This window comes from Klebsiella sp. CN_Kp073 (assembly GCF_040065495.2).
GTDB classification, from domain to species: domain Bacteria; phylum Pseudomonadota; class Gammaproteobacteria; order Enterobacterales; family Enterobacteriaceae; genus Klebsiella; species Klebsiella aerogenes.
On record NZ_CM198051.1, the window covers coordinates 1,292,699 to 1,313,197 of the forward strand.

At 53.4% G+C, this 20,499-nt stretch carries 14 protein-coding genes, 1 tRNA gene, 3 rRNA genes and 1 other annotated feature; of the genes, 11 read left to right on the forward strand and 7 right to left on the reverse strand.

The window, feature by feature from the left end; translation table 11 throughout:
- Positions 1–2: 2 nt before the first annotated feature.
- From ABLV66_RS06355 to yfiR, 3 genes are read right to left on the reverse strand one after another with little or no spacing between them, the layout of a single operon-like run.
- The gene (locus tag ABLV66_RS06355; protein WP_045395099.1) at positions 3–482 is read right to left on the reverse strand and encodes an OmpA family protein; all 480 of its coding nucleotides are present in this window, start codon (positions 480–482) and stop codon (positions 3–5) included.
- Positions 483–494: 12 nt separating this feature from the next.
- Positions 495–1,718: a diguanylate cyclase DgcN/YfiN gene (gene dgcN / locus ABLV66_RS06360; RefSeq protein ID WP_047044434.1), complete on the reverse strand. Its 1,224-nt coding sequence runs from the start codon at positions 1,716–1,718 to the stop codon at positions 495–497.
- A complete protein-coding gene (gene yfiR / locus ABLV66_RS06365) occupies positions 1,711–2,220 on the reverse strand; it encodes a regulatory sequestration protein YfiR (protein WP_348876869.1) in 510 nt (169 codons plus the stop codon). Before yfiR ends, dgcN begins: the two co-directional genes overlap by 8 nt.
- A gap of 343 nt (positions 2,221–2,563) precedes the next feature.
- On the opposite strand from yfiR, the gene aroF reads away from it, so the two are divergent.
- From aroF to ABLV66_RS06380, 3 genes are all read left to right on the forward strand, one after another.
- Entirely contained in the window at positions 2,564–3,634 is a 1,071-nt protein-coding gene (aroF, locus tag ABLV66_RS06370) for a 3-deoxy-7-phosphoheptulonate synthase AroF (protein ID WP_348876863.1), read from the forward strand.
- Positions 3,635–3,643: 9 nt separating this feature from the next.
- On the forward strand, positions 3,644–4,765 hold the full coding sequence (tyrA, locus tag ABLV66_RS06375) for a bifunctional chorismate mutase/prephenate dehydrogenase (protein WP_015703194.1): 1,122 nt from the start codon (positions 3,644–3,646) through the stop codon (positions 4,763–4,765).
- A gap of 68 nt (positions 4,766–4,833) precedes the next feature.
- Entirely contained in the window at positions 4,834–5,706 is an 873-nt protein-coding gene (locus ABLV66_RS06380; protein WP_348876864.1) for an SMP-30/gluconolactonase/LRE family protein, read from the forward strand.
- On the opposite strand, the gene pheA is transcribed toward ABLV66_RS06380, so the two are convergent.
- From pheA to bamD, 4 genes are all read right to left on the reverse strand, one after another.
- Positions 5,703–6,863: a bifunctional chorismate mutase/prephenate dehydratase gene (gene pheA, locus ABLV66_RS06385; RefSeq protein WP_045395094.1), complete on the reverse strand. Its 1,161-nt coding sequence runs from the start codon at positions 6,861–6,863 to the stop codon at positions 5,703–5,705. The genes ABLV66_RS06380 and pheA overlap by 4 nt on opposite strands.
- Positions 6,864–6,888: 25 nt before the next feature.
- Positions 6,889–7,013 (reverse strand) — a sequence feature (Phe leader region).
- Complete coding sequence (gene pheL, locus ABLV66_RS06390) at positions 6,965–7,012, reverse strand: pheA operon leader peptide PheL (RefSeq protein WP_100279143.1); 48 nt, start codon at positions 7,010–7,012, stop codon at positions 6,965–6,967. Its footprint overlaps the feature before it by 48 nt.
- Before the next feature lie 112 nt (positions 7,014–7,125).
- Positions 7,126–7,461 (reverse strand): ribosome-associated translation inhibitor RaiA, encoded by a 336-nt coding sequence (raiA, locus tag ABLV66_RS06395; protein ID WP_002914111.1) that lies wholly within the window; start codon positions 7,459–7,461, stop codon positions 7,126–7,128.
- A 272-nt stretch (positions 7,462–7,733) separates the two neighbouring features.
- Positions 7,734–8,471, reverse strand: coding sequence for an outer membrane protein assembly factor BamD (bamD, locus tag ABLV66_RS06400; RefSeq protein ID WP_015370268.1), 738 nt, complete (start codon positions 8,469–8,471; stop codon positions 7,734–7,736).
- Positions 8,472–8,602: 131 nt separating this feature from the next.
- Here bamD and rluD point away from each other — a divergent pair, with 131 nt between their 5' ends.
- The 8 genes from rluD (at position 8,603) to ABLV66_RS06440 (ending at position 20,497) form a co-directional block, all read left to right on the forward strand.
- Positions 8,603–9,583 (forward strand): 23S rRNA pseudouridine(1911/1915/1917) synthase RluD, encoded by a 981-nt coding sequence (rluD, locus tag ABLV66_RS06405; RefSeq protein WP_047044438.1) that lies wholly within the window; start codon positions 8,603–8,605, stop codon positions 9,581–9,583.
- On the forward strand, positions 9,580–10,311 hold the full coding sequence (gene yfiH, locus ABLV66_RS06410; protein ID WP_047044442.1) for a purine nucleoside phosphorylase YfiH: 732 nt from the start codon (positions 9,580–9,582) through the stop codon (positions 10,309–10,311). Before rluD ends, yfiH begins: the two co-directional genes overlap by 4 nt.
- A 129-nt stretch (positions 10,312–10,440) precedes the next feature.
- Entirely contained in the window at positions 10,441–13,014 is a 2,574-nt protein-coding gene (gene clpB, locus ABLV66_RS06415; RefSeq protein ID WP_015703191.1) for an ATP-dependent chaperone ClpB, read from the forward strand.
- A 468-nt stretch (positions 13,015–13,482) separates the two neighbouring features.
- A 16S ribosomal RNA gene (locus ABLV66_RS06420) occupies positions 13,483–15,022 on the forward strand.
- Between the two features lie 85 nt (positions 15,023–15,107).
- Positions 15,108–15,183, forward strand: a tRNA-Glu gene (locus tag ABLV66_RS06425).
- 182 nt (positions 15,184–15,365) lie between these two features.
- Positions 15,366–18,270: ribosomal RNA gene (locus tag ABLV66_RS06430) — 23S ribosomal RNA — on the forward strand.
- A gap of 96 nt (positions 18,271–18,366) precedes the next feature.
- A 5S ribosomal RNA gene (gene rrf / locus ABLV66_RS06435) occupies positions 18,367–18,482 on the forward strand.
- Together the 16S, 23S and 5S rRNA genes with 1 tRNA gene alongside form the textbook arrangement of a ribosomal RNA operon.
- A 716-nt stretch (positions 18,483–19,198) precedes the next feature.
- Complete coding sequence (locus ABLV66_RS06440; RefSeq protein ID WP_045392803.1) at positions 19,199–20,497, forward strand: MFS transporter; 1,299 nt, start codon at positions 19,199–19,201, stop codon at positions 20,495–20,497.
- Positions 20,498–20,499: the final 2 nt, after the last annotated feature.

A 20,499-nucleotide genomic window follows, 5' to 3' on the forward strand; every position in this document is an offset into this window, starting at 1 on the left:
GCTTAAGGCGTGCTGATCACCACGGTAACGCGGCGGTTTTCAGCACGGCCTGCAGCGGTATCGTTGCTGGCGATGGGGTACTTTTTACCTAATCCGCGGGTGGTTAGATTACTGCGCGGGATTTTCGCGCCTTCAGCCCAGGCATCCGCCACGCTGTTGGCGCGCTTTAATGACAGCGCTTCGTTGTAGCTGTCTTCGCCGTAGTTATCTGTATGACCTTCAAGACGGCTATGGGTAATACCGGTCTCAGCTAACCGTGCGGCCATACTGTGGATTTGCTGCTGGCTTTCGGGACGCAGGCGATAGTCGTTTTTGTCAAACAGAATGCTGTCAGACAAACCTAAAGACCAATCACCAGCGGCTTCGGTAAAGCCGTAAGACTTCATTGCTGCGACCTGTTCTTTAGAGAACTTACCTGGCGCCTGGCACCCGGTGAGGAGAAATGCAGCCAGAAGAGTGGGTGCAATAAATTGCCTGAGCATAGTAATTCCTTCTTATTTTTGTGTGTGATGAAAACGCTGGTTTTTCATCCGATACATATTCTGATCGGCCAGTTCCTGCAGCTCCTCCACCGAGGTGTGCTCCCAGGTCAAAGCATAGCCAATACTCAGAGAGAGCGTTGCCGTGTGGCCATTGTGAAGGTTGAATGGCTGGAGAAACTGTTCGGACAGCGTTGCGCAAAGCGCCTGGACTTCGGTTTCTGTATGCACATCGTGCAATAAAATGGCGAATTCATCGCCGCCCAGACGCCATGCCTGGTGTTGGTCGCCAACGAATGCCATCAGGCGGCTGGCGACCTCAATAAGGACTTTATCGCCGGCGGCGTGTCCCCAGTTATCGTTAATGAGTTTGAAATTATCGCCGTCAAGAAACAGCAGCGCCGAGCTATGGCGTGCCGCGTCATCGTCCATCAGTTTACCGATGACGTTGCGAAACGCCGCGCGATTCGCCAATCCCGTTAGTGGGTCATGTAACGAGCTGCGCAGCAGTTGCGCATTTTTTGCCTGCAGCTGACGCTGCCAATCCTCCATTTCTCCGAGCAGGCTATTGAAGTCCTGGGCGAAGAGATGGAATTCCTCAATACGTTCTTCCGGTACACGGCGCGAGAAATGGCGGTTTTCGCGGATATCATGTACCACTTCGGTAATACTTTGCAGCGCGGTGACAATACCGCGGTGCAGAGAATGGGTGAGCATCAGGGCGATAACGGACGCCAGCAGAATACTACCGGTCAATACGATCAGCGAAACACCGAGAAAATGACTGATTAACCGATCGAGCGCCTTCAGACGAAGCTCACCGATTATTTTTCCCTGATGCCAGATTGGCTGGACAGTCGGTTCAGGAAACAGCCATTTACTAATATAACCACTGAATTTTTCGTTTTTAACTAAGGCGTCATTACGCCAGTCGGCGAAATGACGCTGACGGCTGTCCAGAAGCGTGGCTTCGGAAAATTGCCCCTGTCTTCCAAGCGTCGCCAGCGTATCTTCTGCGGCGGTGGCATCGCCAAAAACCAGTGCCGCTTCGAGGCTGCGGCCCATGGTTGCCGCGGTGAGCTCAAGATTTTTTTGCGCGTACTGTTTTAACGTGATGACAGAGGCGGCGCTGAGCAAAAGCCAGACCAGCGTCATCGAAATCACTACGCTTATCATGCTGATTCGGCGTAACGCGTTTTTGAAAGTGGGGCGCGGGGCCTGAGAAAAATCCTTATTCATGTGATTTCTTCCGGGCAAGCATCAGTACGTCCGGATTGACCCGTACACCGCTATGCGTCAGGACATCCAGATTAACGGAAAACCTCACCCTATCGTCATTTATGAGCAAGCAAAAAGCGCTGCCAAAAGAGCAATCGGTATTTTGTTCCGCTATGAGTAATAGGGGACGGGAGCCATATTTTTTTGTTAATGCAGACTGCTGATCCGGGGTTTCACTGCCGAAATACAAACCGTCGCAGCTGGCCTTTAGGGCTTCCTGTGAATTTCGAACTATCACCGGTTGATAAGGTAAATTTTCCGGCGCTTCCTGAGCCAAACTGCGGATATATCGGGAGGTGGAAAAAACGCATAACTTCGGCGGGCCGGATAAATTTGGCCAGCGCGTATAAGTCACAATCCCCGAAACTATGGCGCGAACGTTCTCAGATGTCTCAGCGGCAAAAGTGGGAACTCCCGCGATGAGCAAAAAGAAAAGCAAAAATAGACGGTAAAACTCTTTCATTAACGGGTCCGTCAAATCGTTATTGCACGGGAAACGCAGTTCGCAGTTGCCTGAGCGGAGAATAGCATTATTGGCAAAAAGCGTCATTAGCTGCCCCGGCCGCTTTGAGATAATCCTTACCAGGAATTTTAGTAAAGGAATGAGTAAAGCGCGGCGGCAAAAAGAGTCTTTCGTCATGTGTACATTTATATGAACAGTTTGCGGGCAATCCGATGCCAATTATTTTGCTAGTGTAAATTAAAGTTTACGTAATATGGATTGATATCTTTACTTTATATGGTATGGTTACGTCATGCCCGCTGAGGCAACAACTATCGCAAACGAGCTATACAGGATCGCCATCATGCAAAAAGACGCGCTGAATAACGTACATATTACCGATGAACAAGTTCTGATTACCCCGGATCAGCTGAAAGCCGAATTCCCGTTAACCGTGGAGCAGGAAGCGCAGATCGCCCACTCCCGGCAGACTATTTCCAACATTATTGCCGGCCGCGATCCGCGTCTGCTGGTGGTCTGCGGTCCTTGCTCAATTCACGATCCGGAAGCTGCTATCGAATATGCTCGTCGATTTAAAGCCCTTGCCGCAGAGGTCAGCGATAGCCTCTACCTGGTGATGCGCGTCTATTTTGAAAAGCCCCGTACTACCGTTGGCTGGAAAGGGCTGATTAACGATCCGCACATGGATGGCTCGTTTGATGTTGAAGGCGGTCTCAAGATCGCGCGTCGCCTGCTGGTTGATTTGGTCAATATGGGCCTGCCGCTGGCAACAGAAGCGCTCGATCCTAATAGCCCGCAATACCTTGGCGATCTGTTCAGCTGGTCCGCTATCGGCGCGCGTACCACCGAATCGCAGACCCACCGTGAAATGGCATCCGGTCTGTCGATGCCGGTTGGTTTTAAAAACGGTACCGATGGCAGCCTGGCGACGGCGATCAACGCCATGCGCGCCGCCGCCATGCCGCACCGTTTTGTCGGCATCAACCAGGCCGGCCAGGTTTGCCTGCTGCAGACCCAGGGGAATCCGGATGGTCACGTCATTCTGCGCGGCGGCAAAGCGCCTAACTACGGCCCGGAAGATGTTGAGAAGTGCGAAAAAGAGATGGCGCAGGCGGGACTGAAACCGTCGCTGATGATAGATTGCAGTCATGGTAATTCCAATAAAGACTTCCGTCGTCAGCCGGCGGTTGCGGAATCCGTCGTCGCGCAGATCAAAGATGGCAACCGTTCCATCATTGGCCTGATGATTGAGAGCAATATCCACGAAGGCAATCAGTCTTCTGAGCAGCCCCGTTGCGATATGAAGTATGGCGTATCCGTCACCGATGCCTGCATCAGCTGGGAAACTACCGATGCACTGCTGCGCGAGCTCGATAGCGATCTGCGCGGACATCTGGCGGCACGTCTGGCTTAAGAGGATTGTATGGTTGCTGAACTGACCGCATTGCGCGATCAAATTGATGAAGTTGATAAGGCGCTGCTTGATTTGCTGGCAAAGCGCCTGGAGCTGGTGGCGGAGGTTGGCGAGGTTAAGAGTAAATATGGCCTGCCGATTTACGTACCGGAACGGGAAGCCGCGATGCTGGCTTCCCGCCGGGAAGAGGCGGCGGCGCTCGGCGTGCCGCCGGATCTTATCGAGGATGTTCTGCGTCGGGTGATGCGCGAATCGTATTCAAGTGAAAACGACAAAGGCTTCAAAACGCTGCATCCGAATCTGCGCCCGGTGGTCATTGTTGGCGGCGGCGGGCAGATGGGACGTCTGTTTGAGAAGATGCTGACGCTGTCTGGCTATCAGGTGCGGGTACTGGAAAAAGAAGACTGGCCGCGGGCGACAGAGATTGTCGCCGATGCCGGGATGGTTATCGTCAGCGTTCCGATCCATACCACAGCCGAGACGATTTCACGTCTGCCGCCGCTGCCGGCAGATTGCATTCTGGTCGATCTGGCTTCCATCAAAGCCGAGCCGCTGCAGGCGATGCTGGCGGCGCATAACGGCCCGGTATTGGGATTGCACCCGATGTTTGGCCCGGACAGCGGCAGCCTGGCGAAACAGGTAGTGGTTTACTGCGATGGGCGTCAGCCGGAAGCGTACCAGTGGTTCCTTGAACAGATTCAGGTCTGGGGGGCGCGACTGCACCGCATCAGCGCCGTTGAGCACGATCAGAACATGGCGTTTATTCAGGCGTTGCGTCACTTTGCCACTTTCGCCTATGGCCTGCATCTGGCCGAAGAGAACGTTCGTCTTGAGCAACTATTGGCGCTCTCTTCGCCGATTTATCGGCTGGAGCTGGCGATGGTGGGGCGTCTGTTTGCCCAGGATCCGCAGCTGTATGCCGACATCATTATGTCGTCAGAAAATAATCTGGCGTTGATTAAGCGCTACTACCAGCGTTTCGGCGAAGCGATTGGCCTGCTGGAGCAGGGCGATAAACAGGCGTTTATCGACAGCTTCCGTAAAGTCGAACACTGGTTTGGCGATTACGCCCAGCGCTTCCAGAGCGAAAGCCGCACGCTGCTGCGTCAGGCGAATGATAATCGACAGTAAGTCCGCTAAACGTGTATACAATAAAGCCAGAGGGGTAACCCGCTGGCTTTTTTTATAGGGATGAAAAGATGGCTCAACCGCAACCGCTGTTTGATTACGTCGGGCACCTGCCGGAATGCCCAACCTGGAGCGATGCCGAACAGGTACTGTACTGGGCGGATATTCTGGAGTGCGAAATTCACCGCTACGATACACGCAGTAAAGAACACCAGGTTCTGCAATTTCCCGAAGAAGTGGGATGCTTTGCTCTGCGCGAGAAGGGCGGTTTTATCGTTGCCTTACGTAGCGGTATCTGGCTTTGTGATGCCCGTGGTCTGCTGCAACGCAAAATTTGTGATAACCCAAGTAACCCGGATCTGGCGCGTTTTAACGACGGCGGCACCGACCGGGATGGCCGTTTTTACGCAGGGACCTTCTGGGGGCCGGGGGATTACAATGGCGCGCTGCTGGTACGGATTGATAATGACCTGACGCCAAAGGTGGTGCAGTGCGATATTCATGGTGCTAATGGTCTGGCATTTAGCGACGATAAGCGCTGGATGTATACCTCCGATACGCCAAACGCGGTGATTTACCGCACGCCGCTGGATGAGCAGGGCGAGCCGGGCATACGGGAAGTGTTTCGTCGTTTCCATCCGGGAGAGGGGATCCCTGACGGTGCGGCGGTTGATGAAGAAGGCTGTTACTGGAGCGCGATGTTTGACGGCTGGCGGATTGCCCGCTTTTCGCCGAACGGAGAACAACTGGAAGAGTATCGCGTGCCGGTGCGTTGCCCCACGATGGCGTGTTTCGGCGGCGCGGACATGAAAACGCTCTATATCACTACCACCCGGGAAAATATGGACGCCGACGAAGTGGCGCAATATCCGCTTTCCGGCGCCATCTTCACCCTGCCGGTTGCGGTGGCAGGGATGAAGAAACGGCAATTTATTGAACGTTAAGCCGGGTCGACCGGCACGACGTTTTCGCTCGGGTAACAGCCCAGTACTTTCATCGAACGGGTAATTTCGGCCAGCTCTTTTAAGGCTTTACGTAGAGGAAGGGATTCCAGGTTGGCCTGAATATCCAGATAAAACATCTCTTCCCACGGGTTACCGTGGATTGGGCGCGATTCCAGCTTGCTCATGATCAGGTTGTGGTTACGCAGCACCAGAAGCGCTTCAACCAGCGCGCCCGCCTGTTGGCCGGTGGCGATTAACAACGTCGTTTTCGCCGGCACCTGATCGGATACGTTCACCGCTTTACGCGCCAGCACCAGGAAACGAGTGATGTTTTGCGTCTGGTTAGCCTGGCAGTGCTCCAGCACCTGCAGCCCGTACAGCGCGCCGCCGGCTTCGCTACCCAGCGCGGCAACGGTGGGAGATTTTGCCTGCGCGACTTTTTCCATCGCCGCCGAGGTGCTCTCGGTGTACTCGATTTTCCAGTGCGGATAGCGGCTTAAATACTGGCTGCACTGCTGGAACGGCTGCGGATGACTATAGACGGTCTCGATCTTATCGGCGTCCGTTGAGGACGAAACGAGCACACAGTGATCGATTGGCAGCGTCAGTTCGCCAACGATCGACAGACTGGTGTGCTGCAGCAGATCGTACACATCGTTGATCCCGCCGGAGCTGGTGTTTTCGATCGGCACGACGGCGTAATCGGCCTGACCGGTTTCGACCTGCTCAAAGATATCGGCGAATTTCGCGCAGCCGCTTTCGATAAATTGCTCAAAATGACGCGCGGCGTACTGGCGCGCGGCAAGATGTGAGTACGAACCTTTAGGCCCCAGGAAGGCGATACGCGCGGAGTGGGGGTTAATCTTATTGAGATGCTGCTGCAGTAGCGCCTGTTGGGTAAGAACGGAGTCTTCAATAATCAGCTGGAACAGGCGGGTAATGTAGTGGGCGTCCAGATGATGCTTTTTGCCAAGCGTCATTAAACGCTCCAGCAGGTCGCGTTCGCGGTCGATATCGCGTACCGGACGGTGCGATTCCAGCTTCGCTTTCCCGACTTCCACCGCCAGGCCGCGGCGTTCGGCCAGCAGCGCGAGCAGTTTTTCATCCAGGGCGCTTATTTTGTCGCGCAGGGCCAGTAATGGGTTTTCCTCGGTCATAATTGTGTTGCCTTTCTTGTTATCAATAAAAAAGGCCTCCCGCGTGGGAGGCCTTGTTATTCGTCTTCGCATTCTTTCTTATACGACGAACCGCCTCCCAGTCAGGGGAAGGTAAAAAAGAATGCGAAGAAGAACGGGAGTCGTTTCACGATGAATTCCTTAGGTTAGTGTGGATTACAGTACCTGTACTGTTTTCATCCTGTCAATAAAAAACGAAAAACGCGCCCGAAGGCGCGTGGCATGACACAACTTAAGTTAAGGATTACTCTTCTTCTTCCACAAAGCCTGCCTCTTTCACCGATGTGGCGGCGCGGCGGGCTTCCCCTTTGTGTTGCACTTTATTCAGCTGCCGTTCCAGCTTGTTGATCAATTCGTTAATGGCGGCGTACATGTCTTCATGACGCGCGCTGGCAACCAGATGACCGTTCGGCGTATTGATGGTTGCGTCAGCAATAAAACCCTGCGGCTCCTTAGAGAGAATGATGTGCGGGTTGATTAAATGAGTTTGCCACTTATCCAGTTTGGCGAGACGGTCTGCGACATGCTGGCGGATTGCCGGAGTAATTTCCATTTGTTTACTGGTAATGTTCATTGTCATAAATTTTACCTCTTGTCTTTCCCGTCTTGGTGAACCCAGCATACCTCGCCCAATGTCAAAATGTGTGATCTAAATCACATTTAAATGTCACTTTTTGTCAACGAATTCATTTTGTGAGACAGGACAGGAACGGATGAGATTTTACTTGTCGAAATGAAGAAAGGGCGCCATATTTGATGAGTTAACTCGGCGCTAAACCGCTTCAGCGCTGGTGTTCATTGAATAAAAAAACGGCAGCCGCGTGGCTGCCGTTTTGCTTTCTGCTATCACCCTCAGGTGTTTTTGCCGTTGGCGGCGATGATTTTGGCGACTTTGTCAGCCTGCGCGTTCATTTGCATCTGACGATAGGCGTTTTCCATCTTCGGCAGCGCATCGCGAGTGGCCTGTGTATCCGGGTAGTTACGCAGCATACCGTCAACGCGGTTCACAACGGCAACCCAGGCGCCGCGGTCGGTGTAATAATCCACCACCGATAGCTCATACTTCGCCAGACGATCTTTCAGGAACACCAGACGCTTGTAGGCGTCAGTGGCGTACTGGCTGTTCGGATAACCGCGAACCAGCTTCGAGAAATCATTGAATGCGTCGCGAGCGTGCTGCGGGTCGCGGTCGGAACGATCGACGCCGAAGAAGCCCTGCAGAGCGCTGTCATCGAGGGCCATGTTAGTCAGGCCGCGCATATAGATGACGTAGTCAATGTTTGGATGCGTAGGATTCAGACGAGCGAAACGATCGATTGCGGCCTGAGCCAGCGGCAAATCGGCATTTTTGTAATACGCATAAATCAGGTCCAGCTGTACCTGTTGGGAGTAAGGACCAAATGGATAGCGATTATCCAACGCTTCCAGTTGCGTTATTGCCTGTTTCCAGTTACCGTCCTGCAACTTTTGCTGGGCGGTCGCGTAAATTTCATTCGGCGGATTATCAGGCACCTCCTCCTTTGAGCCAGAGCAACCCACCAAAGCCAGGCTCAGTGTGGCTGCTGCCACCAGGTATTTCATGCGCGTCATGACGTTTTGACTTCCTCAAAATGTTTATGCGGGAGAATCTCTGTTCCTGCTCCCGATTAAGACCAGCTACAATAGCACACTATATTAAACGGCAAAGCCGTAAAACCCAACGTTAAACGAAGAAGCTGTATATGGCACAACGAGTACAACTCACCGCAACGGTGTCCGAAAATCAACTCGGTCAACGCTTAGATCAGGCTTTGGCCGAATTGTTCCCGGATTATTCACGTTCGCGGATAAAAGAATGGATCCTTGACCAGCGCGTGCTGGTAAACGGCAACGTCATCGACAAGCCGAAAGAAAAAGTTTTTGGCGGCGAGGCCGTCTCTATCGATGTTGAGATCGAGGAAGACGTGCGTTTTGAACCGCAGGATATTCCGCTCAATATCGTCTATGAAGATGACGACATCCTGGTCATCAACAAACCACGTGATTTGGTTGTGCACCCCGGTGCGGGCAACCCTGACGGTACTGTGCTGAATGCGCTGCTGCATTACTATCCGCCCATTGCCGATGTACCGCGCGCGGGAATTGTCCACCGTCTGGATAAAGACACCACCGGCCTGATGGTCGTGGCGAAGACTATTCCGGCGCAAACGCGTCTGGTCGAGTCGCTGCAGCTGCGCGAAATTACCCGCGAGTATGAAGCGGTGGCCATCGGCCACATGACCGCTGGCGGTACGGTTGAAGAACCGATCAGCCGTCACCCAACCAAGCGCACGCATATGGCGGTTCACCCGATGGGGAAACCGGCGGTGACCCATTACCGCATTATGGAACATTTCCGTATCCACACCCGTTTGCGCCTGCGTCTGGAAACCGGCCGTACCCACCAGATTCGCGTCCATATGGCGCATATCACCCATCCGCTGGTGGGCGATCAGGTTTACGGCGGCCGCCCGCGTCCGCCGAAAGGGGCATCGGACGAGTTCATCAGCGCGCTACGCAAATTCGATCGCCAGGCATTGCACGCGACGATGCTGCGTCTGTATCACCCAATTACCGGTATTGAGATGGAATGGCATGCGCCGATCCCGCAGGATATGGTGGATCTGATCGACGCCATGCGCGCCGATTTTGAAGCCCATAAGGACGATATTGACTGGTTATGACAAAGCTGATTGTTCCGCAGTGGCCAATGCCGAAAGGCGTGGCGGCCTGTAGTTCTACTCGTGTGGGCGGCGTGAGCCTGCCTCCGTATGACTCGTTGAACCTTGGCGCCCATTGCGGCGACGATCTCCCGCATGTCGAAGAAAACCGCCGGCGGATGTTTGCCGCTGGCGGATTACCCTCTTATCCGGTGTGGCTGGAGCAGGTGCATGGTACCACGGTACTAAAGTTGGATGGCGGGCCGTACGTGTCAAAACGCGCCGATGCGTCATACTGTAATACGCCGGGTACCGTTTGTGCGGTGATGACCGCGGACTGCCTGCCGGTGCTGTTCTGTAACCGCGACGGAACCGAGGTGGCGGCAGCGCACGCCGGATGGCGCGGCTTATGTGAAGGCGTACTGGAAGAAACGGTCGCCTGCTTTAATGATAAACCGGAAAATATCCTGGCCTGGCTTGGTCCGGCAATTGGCCCTGAGGCGTTTGAAGTCGGTGCGGAAGTGCGCGAGGCTTTCATCGCCAAAGATGCCCAGGCGGAGAGCGCCTTCCGTCCTGCCGGTGAAAAATATTTTGCTAATATCTATCAATTGGCTCGTCAGCGCCTGGCAAACGTCGGCGTGGAGCAGATTTTCGGCGGCGATCGTTGCACTCTAAGTGAAAAGGATGATTTTTTCTCTTATCGTCGCGACAAGACCACAGGTCGTATGGCAAGTTTCATTTGGCTGATATAACCTAGAGAATCAAGACGATCCAGAAGGCAAACTTATTTTTCACATAGTTCAGGTCTTTAACCTTGAATAATTGAGGGATGACCTCATTTAATCTCCAGTAGCAAATTTGACCTGTTTATGGGAGGAGTTATGCGTCTGGATCGTCTTACTAATAAATTCCAGCTTGCTCTTGCCGATGCCCAGTCGCTAGCACTCGGGCACGACAACCAATTCATCGAACCACTTCATCTAATGAGCGCCTTGCTGAATCAGGAAGGGGGATCGGTACATCCTTTATTAACCTCGGCGGGTGTTAACGCCGTGGCGTTACGCAGCCAAATCGAACAGGCGCTGAGCCGTTTACCGCAGGTAGAAGGTACCGGCGGCGACGTGCAGCCGTCTCAGGATCTGGTGCGTATTCTCAATCTTTGCGACAAGCTGGCGCAAAAGAGAAAGGATAACTTTATTTCGTCAGAACTGTTCGTTCTGGCGGCGCTTGAATCACGCGGTACGCTGACCGACCTGCTGAAATCTGCCGGAGCAACAACCGCCAATGTGACTCAGGCGATTGAACAAATGCGCGGAGGTGAAAGCGTGAACGATCAGGGTGCCGAAGACCAACGTCAGGCATTGAAAAAATTTACCGTCGATCTGACCGAACGGGCCGAACAAGGCAAGCTGGACCCGGTGATCGGCCGTGATGAAGAGATCCGTCGTACCATCCAGGTACTTCAGCGCCGTACTAAAAACAACCCGGTACTGATTGGTGAGCCCGGGGTGGGTAAAACGGCAATCGTCGAAGGACTGGCGCAGCGTATCGTCAACGGCGAAGTACCAGAAGGGCTGAAAGGCCGTCGGGTATTAGCGCTGGATATGGGCGCGCTGGTGGCCGGGGCGAAATATCGCGGCGAGTTCGAAGAACGTCTGAAAGGCGTGCTGAACGATCTGGCGAAACAGGAAGGCAACGTTATCCTGTTTATCGATGAGCTGCACACCATGGTCGGCGCGGGTAAAGCCGACGGCGCGATGGATGCCGGCAACATGCTGAAACCGGCCCTGGCACGCGGTGAACTGCACTGCGTCGGCGCCACCACCCTTGATGAATACCGCCAGTACATTGAAAAAGACGCTGCGCTGGAACGTCGTTTCCAGAAAGTGTTTGTTGCCGAGCCGACGGTAGAAGATACCATCGCGATTTTGCGCGGTCTGAAAGAACGTTATGAACTGCACCACCACGTGCAGATCACTGACCCGGCCATCGTGGCGGCGGCGACCCTGTCGCATCGCTATATTGCCGACCGTCAGTTGCCGGATAAAGCTATCGACCTTATCGATGAAGCGGCATCCAGCATCCGTATGCAGATCGACTCGAAGCCGGAAGAGCTGGACCGTCTCGATCGCCGTATCATCCAGTTGAAGCTGGAACAGCAGGCGCTGAAGAAAGAGGCCGATGAAGCGAGCCTGAAACGTCTCGATATGCTTAATGAAGAGCTGGCGGACAAAGAAAGCCAGTATTCGGTGCTGGAAGAAGAGTGGAAAGCGGAAAAAGCATCACTCTCCGGTACGCAGACTATTAAAGCCGAGCTGGAACAAGCCAAAATTGCCATCGAACAAGCACGACGTCTTGGCGACCTCGCGCGGATGTCCGAGCTGCAATACGGTAAAATTCCGGAGCTGGAAAAACAGCTGGCGGCAGCCACCCAGTCTGAAGGCAAAACGATGCGCCTGTTACGTAACAAAGTAACCGATGCCGAGATTGCCGAAGTGCTGGCGCGTTGGACCGGCATTCCGGTGGCGCGGATGATGGAAAGCGAGCGCGAAAAACTGCTGCGTATGGAGCAGGATCTGCATCACCGCGTCATTGGCCAGGATGAAGCGGTTGAAGCGGTATCCAACGCCATTCGCCGTAGCCGCGCCGGATTGTCTGACCCGAACCGGCCTATTGGTTCGTTCCTGTTCCTCGGCCCGACCGGGGTGGGTAAAACTGAGCTTTGCAAAACGCTGGCTAACTTCATGTTCGACAGCGACGACGCGATGGTGCGTATCGATATGTCCGAATTTATGGAGAAACACTCCGTCTCGCGTCTGGTCGGTGCGCCTCCGGGATATGTGGGTTACGAAGAGGGCGGGTATCTGACCGAAGCGGTTCGTCGTCGTCCTTATTCCGTCATCCTGCTGGATGAAGTGGAAAAAGCGCATCCGGATGTATTTAACATTCTGCTGCAGGTGCTTGACGATGGTCGCCTGACCGACGGGCAGGGGAGAACGGTCGACTTCCGTAATACGGTTGTCATCATGACCTCTAACCTCGGTTCCGATCTGATTCAGGAACGTTTCGGCGAGCTGGACTACGGTCATATGAAGGATCTGGTGCTTGGCGTGGTTAGTCAGCGCTTCCGTCCGGAGTTTATCAACCGTATCGATGAAGTGGTGGTCTTCCATCCGTTGGGTGAAAAACACATTGCTTCTATTGCGCAGATCCAACTGCAGCGTTTGTATAAACGTCTGGAAGAGCGCGGCTATGAAGTGCATATGTCCGATGAGGCGCTGAAGCTGCTGAGCGAAAATGGCTACGACCCGGTATACGGTGCGCGTCCATTGAAACGTGCCATCCAGCAACAGATAGAGAACCCGTTAGCCCAGCAAATCTTGTCTGGCGAGCTGGTTCCGGGTAAAACCGTCGAGCTGGTGGTGAAAGACGACCGTATCGTGGCAGTGCAGTAAGTCACAAAACGACAAAAACGGGCCCTCTGGGCTCGTTTTTGTTTAAAAACCAGGCAAGAATTAAAGTCCAAACGATGATTTGGTTGAAAAGTGAGCGCTTGAATTGTTTTTTTGAATTTATGCTTGTCACTTCAGAATTACTCCCTATAATGCGCCTCCACTGACACGGAACAACGGCAAACAAGCCGCCGGGTCAGCAGGGTTTCAGCAGTGAAATACGACGCTGAAAACCGACAGAGAAAAGCGAAATAAGCGCTTGACTCTGAATGAGGAAAACGTAATATACGGGACCTCGCAACGGTGAGCTGAAAGCCGCGTTGCAACTGCTCTTTAACAATTTATCAGACAATCTGTGTGGGCACTCAAAGTGACATGGATTCTTAACGTCCTCGGACGAAAAATGAATACCAAGTCTCTGAGTGAACATGCGTAATTCATTACGAAGTTTAATTCACGAGCATCAAACTTAAATTGAAGAGTTTGATCATGGCTCAGATTGAACGCTGGCGGCAGGCCTAACACATGCAAGTCGAGCGGTAGCACAGAGAGCTTGCTCTCGGGTGACGAGCGGCGGACGGGTGAGTAATGTCTGGGAAACTGCCTGATGGAGGGGGATAACTACTGGAAACGGTAGCTAATACCGCATAACGTCGCAAGACCAAAGTGGGGGACCTTCGGGCCTCATGCCATCAGATGTGCCCAGATGGGATTAGCTAGTAGGTGGGGTAATGGCTCACCTAGGCGACGATCCCTAGCTGGTCTGAGAGGATGACCAGCCACACTGGAACTGAGACACGGTCCAGACTCCTACGGGAGGCAGCAGTGGGGAATATTGCACAATGGGCGCAAGCCTGATGCAGCCATGCCGCGTGTATGAAGAAGGCCTTCGGGTTGTAAAGTACTTTCAGCGAGGAGGAAGGCATTAAGGTTAATAACCTTAGTGATTGACGTTACTCGCAGAAGAAGCACCGGCTAACTCCGTGCCAGCAGCCGCGGTAATACGGAGGGTGCAAGCGTTAATCGGAATTACTGGGCGTAAAGCGCACGCAGGCGGTCTGTCAAGTCGGATGTGAAATCCCCGGGCTCAACCTGGGAACTGCATTCGAAACTGGCAGGCTAGAGTCTTGTAGAGGGGGGTAGAATTCCAGGTGTAGCGGTGAAATGCGTAGAGATCTGGAGGAATACCGGTGGCGAAGGCGGCCCCCTGGACAAAGACTGACGCTCAGGTGCGAAAGCGTGGGGAGCAAACAGGATTAGATACCCTGGTAGTCCACGCCGTAAACGATGTCGACTTGGAGGTTGTGCCCTTGAGGCGTGGCTTCCGGAGCTAACGCGTTAAGTCGACCGCCTGGGGAGTACGGCCGCAAGGTTAAAACTCAAATGAATTGACGGGGGCCCGCACAAGCGGTGGAGCATGTGGTTTAATTCGATGCAACGCGAAGAACCTTACCTACTCTTGACATCCAGAGAACTTAGCAGAGATGCTTTGGTGCCTTCGGGAACTCTGAGACAGGTGCTGCATGGCTGTCGTCAGCTCGTGTTGTGAAATGTTGGGTTAAGTCCCGCAACGAGCGCAACCCTTATCCTTTGTTGCCAGCGGTCCGGCCGGGAACTCAAAGGAGACTGCCAGTGATAAACTGGAGGAAGGTGGGGATGACGTCAAGTCATCATGGCCCTTACGAGTAGGGCTACACACGTGCTACAATGGCATATACAAAGAGAAGCGACCTCGCGAGAGCAAGCGGACCTCATAAAGTATGTCGTAGTCCGGATTGGAGTCTGCAACTCGACTCCATGAAGTCGGAATCGCTAGTAATCGTAGATCAGAATGCTACGGTGAATACGTTCCCGGGCCTTGTACACACCGCCCGTCACACCATGGGAGTGGGTTGCAAAAGAAGTAGGTAGCTTAACCTTCGGGAGGGCGCTTACCACTTTGTGATTCATGACTGGGGTGAAGTCGTAACAAGGTAACCGTAGGGGAACCTGCGGTTGGATCACCTCCTTACCTTAAAGAACCTGCCTTTGTAGTGCTCACACAGATTGTCTGATGAAAGTAGAGAAGCAAGGCGTCTTGCGATTGAGACTTCAGTGTCCCCTTCGTCTAGAGGCCCAGGACACCGCCCTTTCACGGCGGTAACAGGGGTTCGAATCCCCTAGGGGACGCCACTTGCTGGTTCGTGAGTGAAAGACGCGCGCCGACATATCTCAAAACTCATCTTCGGGTGACGTTTGAGATATTTGCTCTTTAAAAATCTGGATCAAGCTGAAAATTGAAACGACACACAGTCAATGTGTGTTCGAGTCTCTCAAATTTTCGCAATCAGAAGTGAAACATCTTCGGGTTGTGAGGTTAAGCGACTAAGCGTACACGGTGGATGCCCTGGCAGTCAGAGGCGATGAAGGACGTGCTAATCTGCGAAAAGCGTCGGTAAGGTGATATGAACCGTTATAGCCGGCGATGTCCGAATGGGGAAACCCAGTGTGATTCGTCACACTATCGTTAACTGAATACATAGGTTAACGAGGCGAACCGGGGGAACTGAAACATCTAAGTACCCCGAGGAAAAGAAATCAACCGAGATTCCCCCAGTAGCGGCGAGCGAACGGGGAGCAGCCCAGAGTCTGAATCAGCTTGTGTGTTAGTGGAACGGTCTGGAAAGTCCGACGGTACAGGGTGATAGTCCCGTACACCAAAATGCACAGGCTGTGAACTCGAAGAGTAGGGCGGGACACGTGGTATCCTGTCTGAATATGGGGGGACCATCCTCCAAGGCTAAATACTCCTGACTGACCGATAGTGAACCAGTACCGTGAGGGAAAGGCGAAAAGAACCCCGGCGAGGGGAGTGAAAAAGAACCTGAAACCGTGTACGTACAAGCAGTGGGAGCACCTTTATGGTGTGACTGCGTACCTTTTGTATAATGGGTCAGCGACTTATATTCTGTAGCAAGGTTAACCGTATAGGGGAGCCGCAGGGAAACCGAGTCTTAACTGGGCGTTAAGTTGCAGGGTATAGACCCGAAACCCGGTGATCTAGCCATGGGCAGGTTGAAGGTTGGGTAACACTAACTGGAGGACCGAACCGACTAATGTTGAAAAATTAGCGGATGACTTGTGGCTGGGGGTGAAAGGCCAATCAAACCGGGAGATAGCTGGTTCTCCCCGAAAGCTATTTAGGTAGCGCCTCGTGAATTCATCTTCGGGGGTAGAGCACTGTTTCGGCTAGGGGGTCATCCCGACTTACCAACCCGATGCAAACTACGAATACCGAAGAATGTTATCACGGGAGACACACGGCGGGTGCTAACGTCCGTCGTGAAGAGGGAAACAACCCAGACCGCCAGCTAAGGTCCCAAAGTCACAGTTAAGTGGGAAACGATGTGGGAAGGCACAGACAGCCAGGATGTTGGCTTAGAAGCAGCCATCATTTAAAGAAAGCGTAATAGCTCACTGGTCGAGTCGGCCTGCGCGGAAGATGTAACGGGGCTAAACTGTGCACCGAAGCTGCGGCAGCGACACTATGTGTTGTTGGGTAGGGGAGCGTTCTGTAAGCCTGCGAAGGTGACCTGTGAGGGTTGCTGGAGGTATCAGAAGTGCGAATGCTGACATAAGTAACGATAATGCGGGTGAAAAGCCCGCACGCCGGAAGACCAAGGGTTCCTGTCCAACGTTAATCGGGGCAGGGTGAGTCGACCCCTAAGGCGAGGCCGAAAGGCGTAGTCGATGGGAAACAGGTTAATATTCCTGTACTTGGTGTTACTGCGAAGGGGGGACGGAGAAGGCTATGTTAGCCGGGCGACGGTTGTCCCGGTTTAAGCATGTAGGCGGAGGTTCCAGGTAAATCCGGTACCTTTTAACGCTGAGGTGTGATGACGAGGCACTACGGTGCTGAAGTAACAAATGCCCTGCTTCCAGGAAAAGCCTCTAAGCATCAGGTAACATCAAATCGTACCCCAAACCGACACAGGTGGTCAGGTAGAGAATACCAAGGCGCTTGAGAGAACTCGGGTGAAGGAACTAGGCAAAATGGTGCCGTAACTTCGGGAGAAGGCACGCTGATATGTAGGTGAAGCCCCTGCGGGTGGAGCTGAAATCAGTCGAAGATACCAGCTGGCTGCAACTGTTTATTAAAAACACAGCACTGTGCAAACACGAAAGTGGACGTATACGGTGTGACGCCTGCCCGGTGCCGGAAGGTTAATTGATGGGGTTATCCGTAAGGAGAAGCTCTTGATCGAAGCCCCGGTAAACGGCGGCCGTAACTATAACGGTCCTAAGGTAGCGAAATTCCTTGTCGGGTAAGTTCCGACCTGCACGAATGGCGTAATGATGGCCAGGCTGTCTCCACCCGAGACTCAGTGAAATTGAACTCGCTGTGAAGATGCAGTGTACCCGCGGCAAGACGGAAAGACCCCGTGAACCTTTACTATAGCTTGACACTGAACATTGAGCCTTGATGTGTAGGATAGGTGGGAGGCTTTGAAGCGTGGACGCCAGTCTGCGTGGAGCCAACCTTGAAATACCACCCTTTAATGTTTGATGTTCTAACGTTGGCCCCTAATCGGGGTTGCGGACAGTGTCTGGTGGGTAGTTTGACTGGGGCGGTCTCCTCCCAAAGAGTAACGGAGGAGCACGAAGGTTAGCTAATCCTGGTCGGACATCAGGAGGTTAGTGCAATGGCATAAGCTAGCTTGACTGCGAGCGTGACGGCGCGAGCAGGTGCGAAAGCAGGTCATAGTGATCCGGTGGTTCTGAATGGAAGGGCCATCGCTCAACGGATAAAAGGTACTCCGGGGATAACAGGCTGATACCGCCCAAGAGTTCATATCGACGGCGGTGTTTGGCACCTCGATGTCGGCTCATCACATCCTGGGGCTGAAGTAGGTCCCAAGGGTATGGCTGTTCGCCATTTAAAGTGGTACGCGAGCTGGGTTTAGAACGTCGTGAGACAGTTCGGTCCCTATCTGCCGTGGGCGCTGGAGAATTGAGGGGGGCTGCTCCTAGTACGAGAGGACCGGAGTGGACGCATCACTGGTGTTCGGGTTGTCATGCCAATGGCATTGCCCGGTAGCTAAATGCGGAAGAGATAAGTGCTGAAAGCATCTAAGCACGAAACTTGCCCCGAGATGAGTTCTCCCTGAGACTTTAAGTCTCCTGAAGGAACGTTAAAGACGATGACGTTGATAGGTCGGGTGTGTAAGCGTAGCGATACGTTGAGCTAACCGATACTAATGAACCGTGAGGCTTAACCTTACAACGCCGAAGCTGTTTTGGCGGATTTGAGATGATTTTCAGCCTGATACAGATTAATCAGTGCGTCGTAATGACGGGCTGATAAAACAGAATTTGCCTGGCGGCGATAGCGCGGTGGTCCCACCTGACCCCATGCCGAACTCAGAAGTGAAACGCCGTAGCGCCGATGGTAGTGTGGGGTCTCCCCATGTGAGAGTAGGGAACTGCCAGGCATCAAATAGAACGAAAGGCTCAGTCGGAAGAATGGGCCTTTTGTTTTATCTGTTGTTTGTCGGTGAGCGCTCTCCGGAGTAGGACAAATCCGCCGGGAGCGGATTTGAACGTTGCGCAGCAACGGCCCGGAGGGTGGCGGGCAGGACGCCCGCCATAAACTGCCAGGCATCAAATAAGAAAAACCCCGTACCGGAAGGTGCGGGGTTTTTTGCTGTGTGGCGTATAGCTCCCCGGTGGCGCTGCGCTTACCGGGGCTACAGACCGGCGTAGCAACCCGTAGCCCGGAAAAGGTGCGCAGCACCGCCTCCGGGAAAAGCCGCTGCCATAGCAACGTAAACGAAAGGCTCAGTCGGAAGACCTGGCTTTCTGCTTTTGTCTTTTGCGGCCAGACGCGCCGCCATCTCCCCGGTGGCGCTGCGCTTACCGGGGCTACAGATCCGCACTTCCTGCGGGGAAGATCGCGCCATATCCACACGCTCACCTTCATTCAAAGCCATATAAAACCCCGTCGTTGTACCCACTTCGCCATAATTCTCTTTTTCATTGCGCATGTACTGACGTTAATCGCGAAAAGCGGTGTTACGAAAAAAAATGTGAATACAATCACATATAAATAAATAACAATTATATAACATTTGGTTCACTAATTAATTTGTCGAAGTGACGTGTCACGCCCGATGAGACAGATTACGGTCTTTGCTGGAGCAAAATTACAATGACAGAAAGCAGTATTAACGAGCAGGGGGCCCTGGAACAGGGAGATACCCGGCGCCGAGTATGGGCAATTGTGGGCGCATCTTCAGGGAACCTGGTGGAATGGTTTGATTTTTATGTCTATTCATTTTGCTCACTCTATTTTGCGCACATCTTTTTCCCTTCAGGAAATACCACTACTCAATTGTTACAAACCGCCGGAGTTTTTGCCGCTGGCTTCCTGATGCGCCCCATCGGCGGCTGGCTGTTTGGCCGCATTGCTGACCGTCGCGGACGTAAAGCCTCAATGCTTATTTCGGTATGCATGATGTGCTTCGGCTCGCTGGTAATTGCTTGTCTACCGGGATACGCCACTATCGGCACCTGGGCACCGGCTTTGCTCCTGCTGGCACGTCTGTTCCAGGGCCTGTCCGTTGGCGGGGAATATGGCACCAGCGCGACCTACATGAGTGAAGTGGCAGTAGAAGGAAAGAAAGGATTCTACGCCTCCTTCCAGTACGTTACGTTAATTGGCGGTCAACTGCTGGCGGTACTGGTCGTTGTCGCGCTACAGCAAATCCTCAGTGATGAAGACTTGCATGCCTGGGGATGGCGTATACCTTTTGCTCTGGGCGCCGTACTGGCCATCGTCGCGCTGTGGCTGCGCCGTCAGTTGGATGAAACCTCGAAACAGGAAACCCGAGCGCTGAAAGAGGCCGGTTCCTTTAAAGGTTTGTGGCGTAATCGCCGGGCTTTTGTCATGGTGCTGGGCTTTACCGCCGCCGGCTCGCTGACTTTTTACACCTTCACCACCTACATGCAAAAATATCTGGTGAATACCGCCGGCATGTCGGCCAGCACCGCCAGCATGATTATGACGGCGGCGCTTTTCGTGTATATGCTGGTACAGCCGCTGTTTGGCGCATTCTCGGATAAAGTGGGTCGCCGCACTTCAATGCTGTGTTTCGGCGTGCTGGCGACGCTGTTTACCGTGCCTATCCTTAGCGCGCTGCAAAATGTCAGCTCTCCATATGCCGCATTTGCCCTGGTGATTTGTGCGTTGCTGATTGTCAGCTTCTACACTTCCATCAGCGGGATCCTGAAGGCGGAAATGTTTCCGGCACAGGTTCGCGCGCTGGGCGTGGGCTTGTCCTATGCGGTAGCAAACGCGTTGTTCGGTGGTTCAGCGGAATACGTCGCGCTGTCGCTTAAATCTGCGGGAATGGAGAATGCCTTCTACTGGTACGTGACGGCGATGGCGGCGATTGCCTTCCTGGTGTCTCTGATGCTGCACGGTAAAGGGAAGGGTCTGCGTTTGTAACC